The organism is Thalassotalea litorea (genome assembly GCF_043642205.1).
GTDB classification, from domain to species: domain Bacteria; phylum Pseudomonadota; class Gammaproteobacteria; order Enterobacterales; family Alteromonadaceae; genus Thalassotalea_A; species Thalassotalea_A litorea.
The window spans coordinates 1-9004 of sequence record NZ_JBHZSG010000071.1; the positions used below are offsets into that span (position 1 = coordinate 1).

At 44.9% G+C, this 9004-nt stretch carries 8 protein-coding genes; 6 read left to right on the top strand and 2 right to left on the bottom strand.

Features of this window, described 5'->3' with window-relative positions:
* Positions 1-134: 134 nt before the first annotated feature.
* Entirely contained in the window at positions 135-1079 is a 945-nt protein-coding gene (locus ACHUFQ_RS16665) for a siroheme synthase (protein WP_394176978.1), read from the bottom strand.
* A gap of 191 nt (positions 1080-1270) precedes the next feature.
* Here ACHUFQ_RS16665 and prmA point away from each other — a divergent pair, with 191 nt between their 5' ends.
* The 6 genes from prmA to purD all read left to right on the top strand — a co-directional run bounded on the left by prmA (position 1271) and on the right by purD (position 7924).
* Complete coding sequence (gene prmA / locus ACHUFQ_RS16670) at positions 1271-2152, top strand: 50S ribosomal protein L11 methyltransferase (RefSeq protein WP_394176979.1); 882 nt, start codon at positions 1271-1273, stop codon at positions 2150-2152.
* Positions 2153-2372: 220 nt separating this feature from the next.
* The gene (gene dusB, locus ACHUFQ_RS16675) at positions 2373-3338 is read left to right on the top strand and encodes a tRNA dihydrouridine synthase DusB (RefSeq protein ID WP_394176980.1); all 966 of its coding nucleotides are present in this window, start codon (positions 2373-2375) and stop codon (positions 3336-3338) included.
* An 18-nt stretch (positions 3339-3356) separates the two neighbouring features.
* Positions 3357-3644, top strand: coding sequence for a DNA-binding transcriptional regulator Fis (gene fis / locus ACHUFQ_RS16680; RefSeq protein WP_394176981.1), 288 nt, complete (start codon positions 3357-3359; stop codon positions 3642-3644).
* Between the two features lie 365 nt (positions 3645-4009).
* A complete protein-coding gene (gene purH, locus ACHUFQ_RS16685; protein ID WP_394176982.1) occupies positions 4010-5596 on the top strand; it encodes a bifunctional phosphoribosylaminoimidazolecarboxamide formyltransferase/IMP cyclohydrolase in 1587 nt (528 codons plus the stop codon).
* A 215-nt stretch (positions 5597-5811) separates the two neighbouring features.
* Positions 5812-6609, top strand: coding sequence for a class I SAM-dependent methyltransferase (locus ACHUFQ_RS16690; protein ID WP_394176986.1), 798 nt, complete (start codon positions 5812-5814; stop codon positions 6607-6609).
* A 28-nt stretch (positions 6610-6637) separates the two neighbouring features.
* A complete protein-coding gene (purD, locus tag ACHUFQ_RS16695; RefSeq protein ID WP_394176983.1) occupies positions 6638-7924 on the top strand; it encodes a phosphoribosylamine--glycine ligase in 1287 nt (428 codons plus the stop codon).
* A 107-nt stretch (positions 7925-8031) separates the two neighbouring features.
* Here the strand turns inward: purD and ACHUFQ_RS16700 are convergent, their stop codons facing one another.
* Positions 8032-8481, bottom strand: a complete 450-nt coding sequence (locus ACHUFQ_RS16700; RefSeq protein WP_394176985.1) for an RNA recognition motif domain-containing protein — start codon at positions 8479-8481, stop codon at positions 8032-8034.
* Positions 8482-9004 lie beyond the last annotated feature (523 nt).

Here is a 9004-nt window from a genome sequence, read left to right on the forward strand (position 1 = left end):
ATTTTGACCGATTTTGAGATAATGGAGCGACCATTCTCTGCAATCAAAGCCTTGCCTAAAAGCCTTTAAATTCTCACCGAGTGAGCAATAATTTAATGTGATTGGTAACAGGTCTTGCACGTTAACAAGACCGATTACGCTAATCTGCCACTTGAATATACACGCGCGTTTTTCAGCCCTTGTTGGGTGAGGCGATCTGGATTGTCAGTGATCACCACAACGCGTTGACCAGACGCAACGGTTTTGTGTATTTCATCGATGTCAAAACGTGGTGCCTTTTCGCTATCGCGGCGTGCAAATTCATAGAAGTTTCGATCCAGATGCGGCTCGAGATATATCGTATCGGCTAATTGCATAACCTGATAGGCGGCTAGTGTCAGTAAGTCCGGATTATTGTCCTGACTGACCACAATGGATAAATCCCCAGATTTTAGGACGTTTTGTCGCTGGTAGCTTTGCAGGCGTTGCTCAAACCGTTGCTGAGCAAGCTGCAGATCATCCGCAAGGATCAATTGTGCAATATCACCCGTGAGTGTTTCTTGCCAGAACACTTTTCTCGTGGCGAAGTCATCAATATATTGTTGAACCTGGTGTCTTTTCGAGCCACAAAACTGGGCGAGTTTTCCATAGTGATTTGGTAACACCTGCTCGATTTGCGTTTTTAGCATCTGTAGTAAAATTGGCGCACTGCCAGAGCTTGAAAGCGCAATCAACATCGGCTCTCTGTCAATAATTGCGGGGGTAATATAAGAGCACAACTGAGGTGCATCGACGACATTTACCAAGATATTTAAGGCCTTTGCATCTTCACTTATCTGCGCATTTACCTGACTGTCATTGGTGGCTGCGATAACAAGATTGGCGTCTTTGATCTGGGTGTTGTCATAGCAGGTTTGTTGCCAGTCAATGTTGTGTCGTCGGATCAAAGCTTCTACCGTCTGATTAATTTCGGGAGACACCACTCTAACGTTTGCTGATGTTTTGCAAACCAGTTCGATTTTTCTCGCGGCAACACTGCCTCCACCGATGATGACCACCGAGAGCTTGTCTGAGTCCAGAAAAATTGGAAAATATTGCATACTGAATGTGTATATAAAGGCTAGTTGTCTCTTATCATCGCAGATTTTTACACACGGTAAAATAACCAATCCGAATATCTTGTACTGACGGTGGGATTGACTAAAAACTTTTTATCTAAGTTTATCTGGAGTGATCAACTATGCACACGGACATGGTAAACTTAAGCATTCATTTCTTTTAGAGAGCGATAATGCCCTGGATTCAATTAAGACTGGCAGCCAATGAAGAGACTGCCGAAAAGTATTCTGATTGGTTATCTGCATGCGGTGCTCAGGCGGTAACCTTTGTTGATGCTCAAGATACCCCAATTTACGAACCATTGCCCGGCGACGAAGTGACATACTGGAGTAATACGGTAGTCATGGGCTTGTATGATGCCAGCCATGATATGGAAAACGTTATTTCTTACCTGCAATCCATCCACCCGGACAAACAGGATATGCGCTACAAGCTGGAGCAGCTCGAAGACAAGGACTGGGAGCGCGAATGGATGGATAACTTTCATCCGATGAAGTTTGGCGAGCGTTTATGGATTTGTCCGAGCTGGCGCGAAGTGCCTGATCCGGATGCGGTAAATGTCATGCTCGATCCTGGTCTGGCATTTGGTACCGGGACCCACCCAACTACCGCCTTATGCCTTACCTGGCTAGATAGTCTTGATTTAACGGGCAAAACGGTTGTCGATTTTGGTTGTGGTTCGGGGATCTTATCTCTGGCAGCACTGAAGCTGGGGGCCGAGCGCGTGATCGGCATTGATATCGACCCTCAAGCTTTGCAAGCCAGTAAAGCCAATGCCCAGCGCAATGGGGTTGCTGACCGTTTATCTTTGTATCTACCAGAAGATCAACCAAGCTTACAGGCAGATATTGTTGTCGCCAACATTCTTGCCGGCCCGCTGAAGGAGCTTGCCACCATTATTACCAGTTACGCGAAGCGCGATGGTTTGCTGGCGTTGTCGGGAATTTTGGAAGAGCAGGGAGAGGCCCTTAGCCAGGTTTATAGCCAGTATTGCCAGATGAACCCGATCACGGTTAAAGATGAATGGGTGCGATTAGATGGTGTCCGTCGTTAACCCATTTATGAAAAACACCTGACTTGTTGTATTTTTGTGCAAAAAGCATGAGTGCCGCACAAACTGCCTGAACATCACGTCAGGTCTAACCTGTTTGCTAAAATGTCAATAAAAAAAAGTACAAAAAAATACCCTTTCGTACATTTTATAGTCTTTTCATTGGCGCTAAAAACACGTAAACTTAGCGCCCTTTTGAACATGAGCTCAAAAAACCATCAACGTGAACATTGGTCCTTATCAGTTAGAAAATAATGTGATCCTGGCTCCGATGGCGGGGATTACCGATCGTCCTTTTCGACAATTATGCTGTCGTTTAGGGGCTGGTTTAGCTGTGTCGGAAATGCTGTCTTCTAATCCTAAGGTTTGGAAGTCAGATAAGTCTCGTTTGCGCATGCAACACGGTGATGAAGTAGGGATCCGCTCTGTGCAAATTGCTGGCTCAGACCCTGATGAAATGGCTTACGCCGCTCAGGTAAATGTCGACAATGGTGCGCAGATTATTGATATCAATATGGGATGTCCTGCGAAGAAGGTAAATAAAAAGCTCGCTGGCTCAGCATTATTAAAAGAGCCGGAACAGGTGCAACGCATTGTAGATGCGGTCGTAAAGGCAGTGGATGTTCCGGTAACGTTGAAAATTCGCACCGGTTGGTGTGATAACACACGTAATGGTGTTGAGATAGCAAAAATTGCTCAGGGAAATGGAATTCAGGCACTGGCAGTGCATGGTCGTACCCGTTGTGACTTTTATAAAGGCAATGCGGAATACGATACAATAAGAGCAATTAAACAAGCAGTAACAATCCCGGTTGTCGCCAATGGTGATGTGACATCCGCGGAAAAAGCCAAACAGGTGCTGGACTATACCGGTGCAGATGCGGTCATGATTGGCCGAGCAGCACAGGGGCGCCCATGGATTTTCCGTGAGATAAATCATTATCTGGCTACAGGTGAAACACTGACACCACCTGATGTGGAAGAAGTGAAAGCCATTTTACTCGGGCATGTTAAAGAGCTGCACACGTTTTATGGTGAATTTATGGGAGTAAGGATCGCTCGTAAACACGTATCCTGGTACTTGCAAGCGCATGACCAGGCAAAAGAATTTCGGCCTATATTTAATGCCCTTGAATTGCCTGAAGAGCAACTTAACGCATTGAATATGTTTTTTGACCAATTAACTTAATAAAAGAGTCTGAACTTTATGTTTGAACAAAATATTTCTTCTCCATTTGTTATCGGTGACCAGCAAACTCAGACCAAGGCATCACCTTTACGTTCTCAAGCTAAAATCGCGATTAAAAATTACCTGTCGCAATTAAATGGTAACGATGTAGACGATATGTACGACCTGGTACTTTCAGAAATCGAAGCTCCGATGTTAGAAGAAGTAATGCAATATACACGCGGTAATCAAACGCGCGCAGCAAACTTGCTTGGCATCAACCGCGGTACTTTGCGTAAGAAACTTAAAAAGTACGGCATGAACTAACCACGCGCAGGTTCGCCTGCATGAAAAAGCACCTTCGGGTGCTTTTTTTGTACAGGGATGTACTTATCCTCTGGCACCATGGATGGTAGCAACAGAGGGTTTGTTAAAGGGATGTACTTATCCTCTGGCACCATGGATGGTAGCAACAGAGGGTTATTACATGGATGTATGTATGCCCGGTTAGCAGGACGCGGTACGGGTATATTCAAGGATGTATGCCCGGATAGCAGGACGCGGTACGGGTAGTTTTTTCGCCTGTCAACAAAGGCAAAATCCTACTTATTCGCCGCAACGTATTTTGCTGGCAATAACGTAAACTTAACTTTAATCAACCTGTAATCACGTAAAAGGTAAACAAGATTATTATGGATACTCCTCGCCCAATAAGACGCGCCCTGTTAAGCGTTTCTGATAAAACTGGCATCGTTGAGTTCGCGCGCAATCTAGCGCAACAAGGTGTAGATATTTTATCTACCGGTGGAACGGCCAAGTTATTGGCTGATAATGGCATTCAGGTAACTGAAGTGTCAGATTACACTGGTCACCCGGAAATCATGGACGGGCGTGTAAAAACGCTACACCCGAAAGTTCATGGTGGCATCCTTGCCCGTCGCGATCTTGATGAAGCCGTAATGAGCGAAAACAACATCCAGGCTATCGATATGGTTGTGGTTAACCTTTACCCGTTTGCAAAAACGGTTGCGAACGAAGATTGCAGTTTAGAAGATGCGATTGAAAACATCGATATCGGCGGCCCGACCATGGTTCGAGCGGCAGCCAAAAACCATAAAGATGTAACCATCGTTGTTAACGCTAAAGATTACGATCGTGTTTTAGCTGAGATGAACGCAAACAACGGCTCATTGACTTATCAAACCCGTTTCGATTTAGCAATTGCTGCTTATGAGCACACAGCGAGCTATGATGGCATGATTGCTAACTACTTCGGAAAAATGCTTCCTGCACACGATGTAGAAGATGCCGAAGCGACGAAATTCCCACGTACCTTCAATAGCCAGTTTATCAAAAAACAAGATTTACGTTACGGTGAGAATTCACATCAGGACGCCGCGTTTTATGTTGAAGCCGAGCCACAGGAAGCGTCGGTTTCTACCGCAACGCAACTTCAGGGTAAAGCTCTTTCATACAACAACATTGCTGATACTGATGCCGCGTTAGAGTGTGTGAAAGAATTTGCAGAACCTGCGTGTGTCATTGTAAAACATGCCAACCCATGTGGCGTTGCCATCGGCGATAATATCCATGCGGCCTATGATGCGGCATTCAAAACCGACCCAACGTCAGCGTTCGGTGGCATCATTGCGTTTAACCGTGAACTAGACGCAGATACTGCAGAAGCCATTGTTTCTCGTCAGTTCGTTGAAGTTATCATTGCTCCTTCAGTTTCTAGCGGCGCGGCACAGATTGTATCTGCGAAACCAAATGTTCGTCTACTTGAGTGTGGCCAGTGGGATACTCATACCGACGGTTATGAACTGAAGCGCGTGAATGGCGGTTTACTGGTTCAGGACCGTGACCAGGGTATGGTGACTATGGAAGATCTTAAAGTAGTCAGTAAGCGTCAACCATCTGAAGAAGAGTTAAAAGACTTATTGTTCAGCTGGAAGGTTGCCAAGTTTGTTAAATCCAATGCCATTGTCTACGTGAAAAATCAGATGACAGTGGGTGTTGGTGCTGGCCAAATGAGCCGCGTTTACTCAGCGAAAATTGCGGGTATTAAAGCTGCGGACGAAGGTTTAGAAGTGCCAGGTTCAGTGATGGCATCTGACGCCTTCTTCCCATTCCGTGATGGTATCGATGCTGCTGCCGCAGCGGGTATTACTGCGGTTATCCAGCCGGGTGGTTCAATGCGTGATGAAGAGGTTATCGCCGCAGCTGATGAGCATGGCATGACCATGGTCTTCACCGGTATGCGTCACTTCAGACACTAATCCCCACTCTTTGATAACGTGTGGTCATTGTACAGCAATGATCACACTACCTTTCCACCGGGTTTGTGCTATATACTATTGAACTTTAGTGTTTGAATGTTCGTTTAATTCAAATACTTATTAATCAAGTTGTAATAACATCAGTTTACCAACATGGTCTAATGATAATACGCTTGATCGAGAATCAACTGAATATGGAAGAAAAAATGACAATAATGAAATCCGTAGTAAAAGCATCTCTACTATCCGTTGCCTTAATCGGCGCCACAGCGAACACCGCGTTTGCCTTTGATAAATTGGATGACGCCATCGCCGGTGACCATCGTTCTGAAAAAAATAAGGCTCGCGACGAATATCGTCACCCAAAACAAACCTTGGAATTTTTCGGATTTAAAGAGGACATGACGGTTGTTGAGATTGCACCTGGTGGCGGTTGGTATACTGAAATTTTGGCGCCGGCTTTAAAAGGTAGTGGTGTTCTTTATGGTGCTCATTACCCTGATACCGGCAAAGAAGATTATTATAGCCGTTCACGCAAAGCGCTAGAGAAGAAACTGTCATCTGATGCTGTTTTTAGCGAAGTTAAACTTACCGACTTTATGCCAAAAGAAGCAAGCGAATTGGCTCCGGCAGGTACGGCTGATCTGGTATTAACGTTCCGTAATCTTCACAACTGGGGAAAAATGGGCGTTGAGCAAGTATTTGCTGATGCATATACAGCTTTGAAACCCGGTGGTGTGTTAGGTGTGGTTGAACATAGATTGCCAGAAAGCCTGGATCATGCAGATGGCTACTATTCACAGTCGTTAGCCATTGAACAAGCTCAGGCTGCGGGTTTTGAACTTGCAGATACCAGTGAAGTTAATGCTAACCCTAAAGATAACGCCCAACATCCAAAAGGCGTTTGGACTTTACCACCGGTATTGCGTTTAGGTGATGAGGACCGTGAGAAGTATCTTGCTATCGGCGAAAGTGATCGCATGACTTTAAAATTTGTAAAGCCGACTAAATAAGTCGGTCTTATTGTAGGAACAAGTAGTAATGAAAATATTAGTGATAGGTAGTGGCGGACGCGAACACGCATTAGCATGGAAAGCGTCCCATTCCGCAGGTGTAGAAAAAGTCTTTGTTGCCCCGGGAAATGCAGGAACTGCTACCGAAGCTAAGTTAGAGAATGTCGACATCTCGGTTGGTGACATTCCTGCTTTAGTTGAATTTGCCCAGCAACAGAGTATCGAACTAACCATCGTCGGCCCAGAGCAACCTCTTGTTGATGGCGTTGTTGATGCATTTCAGCAAGTGGGATTGACGATTTTCGGTCCTTCGGCGAAAGCAGCACAGTTGGAAGGGTCAAAAGCGTTTACCAAAGACTTTTTGGCGCGCCATAATATCCCTACGGCAGACTACGCTAACTTTACTGAAATCGATCCTGCCATTGCCTATGTTCGCAAAATGGGCGCTCCTATTGTTGTCAAGGCTGATGGCCTTGCTGCAGGTAAAGGGGTTATTGTTGCTATGACATTGCAAGAAGCGGAAGATGCTATCAAGGATATGTTGGCGGGGAACGCATTCGGCGATGCTGGTCATCGTGTGGTGATCGAAGAGTTCTTAGATGGTGAAGAAGCAAGTTTTATCGTTATGGTTGACGGTAAGAATATCCTTCCAATGGCGACAAGCCAGGATCATAAGCGTGCTCTAAATGGCGATCAAGGTCCAAACACGGGTGGCATGGGAGCTTATTCCCCGGCGCCGGTTGTAACGCCTGAAATTCATAATCGAATTATGGATGAAGTTATTGTGCCGACCGTCGAAGGTATGGCAAAAGAAGATGCACCTTACACGGGCTTCTTGTATGCCGGCTTGATGATATCTGCCGATGGTACACCGAAAGTGATCGAATACAACTGTCGCTTCGGTGATCCGGAAACACAGCCAATTATGATGCGATTGCAATCGGACCTGGTAGACCTTTGTCTTAAAGCCTGTGCAGGTAACTTGGATCAGTGTACCGCCGAGTTTGATTCACGCGCTGCCGTAGGTGTGGTCTTAGCGGCAAATGGCTATCCTGCCAGTTATCCAAAAGGGGATGCCATTTCCGGGTTAGAGACCAATACTCTGTCGGACAGAAAAACATTCCATGCCGGCACGGCGATGAAAGACGGTCACGTTGTTACCGCGGGTGGGCGAGTTCTTTGTGCGACAGCATTAGGTAATTCGGTAACCGAAGCACAATTATCGGCGTATCAGTTATTGCAGGAAATTAGCTGGCAAGGTATGAGCTATCGTACCGATATTGCGTATCGCGCAATTGCCCGGGAAAGTGAATAATCCAAACTGCTCTGACAATATTGTTCAGATACTAAAAAAGGGTCCCATGTATTACATCGGGACCCTTTTTATTTATGGCATGGTTAAAAACCGTTAGCGGGATTAACCTAGTCGTTATGTTGAGAAGGCTCAGGGCGTTCTTTCGCTTCTCTGACTTTCAATGTTCTTTGTTGAAATTCTGTATCGTTTAAAGAGTCAATCGCACCATCAGCATCAGAGGCAGACATTTCAACGAAACCGAACCCTCTGCGCTTACCGGTTTGCTTATCTTTCATTAAACGTACCGAATGTACTTCCCCATAGTCAGAAAACAGACTGCGAATCGCAGCTTCATTAGCGCGATAAGGTAAATTTCCGACATAAAGGGTTTTAATAGCGGGTGTTTGTTCTTCACTTGATAATAAGTTGGTAATAACAGGTGCAACTAAAGCGCCAATAAATAAACCAACAGTTAAGGAAATGGCGTCAACATTATCTAATGCTCCACCGACGAAGTAACCAACCAATGCGCAACCTGTTGCTATCAGGGCGGATGTGAGGACTAAAGGAGATTTCATGATTATTACCTGATTTTTATTGTATTTTTAATGTTCTAATCCAACCCTATGTTAACAACACCTTTACAAATGGCAATACTAGGCGTTAAAAAACCTTAAAACCTATACGGTTTTAATCGATCAGATGACGGAACGTTAAGATATTTTTCGATCTTTTGAAAGACCTGACTATGCTTTTATAAGGCTTTTGCGAATGTATTTTATACGGATCGATTTATTTTTAAGCAAACGATCGTTTTTTTGTGATTTTTATTGATTTGGGTGTTGACCTTGTCGGGAAAATCCCTAAAATGCGCATCCACTTCCACGGGGTTAAGCGACAACTTAAGTCGTTAACAAAACCAACGAAGTGTTTTGATACGATAACCACCAGGGTTTAACCCGGTTATCTCAACCGAAACTGGTAAATGTTCGAAAACAACTTTTTCGAAATAATTATCAAAAATCGGTTGACATCAAAACTGGATGACGTAGAATGCGCATCCTGCTTCGGGCAAGGCCTGCAGCGAAACAACGAGATTAA

Coding starts and splice junctions, on each gene's coding strand:
- purD (WP_394176983.1), top strand. CDS start 6,638: ATGAAAATATTAGTGATAGGTAGTGGCGGACGCGAACACGCATTAGCA.
- purH (WP_394176982.1), top strand. CDS start 4,010: ATGGATACTCCTCGCCCAATAAGACGCGCCCTGTTAAGCGTTTCTGAT.
- ACHUFQ_RS16700 (WP_394176985.1), bottom strand. CDS start 8,481: ATGAAATCTCCTTTAGTCCTCACATCCGCCCTGATAGCAACAGGTTGC.
- ACHUFQ_RS16665 (WP_394176978.1), bottom strand. CDS start 1,079: ATGCAATATTTTCCAATTTTTCTGGACTCAGACAAGCTCTCGGTGGTC.
- fis (WP_394176981.1), top strand. CDS start 3,357: ATGTTTGAACAAAATATTTCTTCTCCATTTGTTATCGGTGACCAGCAA.
- prmA (WP_394176979.1), top strand. CDS start 1,271: ATGCCCTGGATTCAATTAAGACTGGCAGCCAATGAAGAGACTGCCGAA.
- ACHUFQ_RS16690 (WP_394176986.1), top strand. CDS start 5,812: ATGAAATCCGTAGTAAAAGCATCTCTACTATCCGTTGCCTTAATCGGC.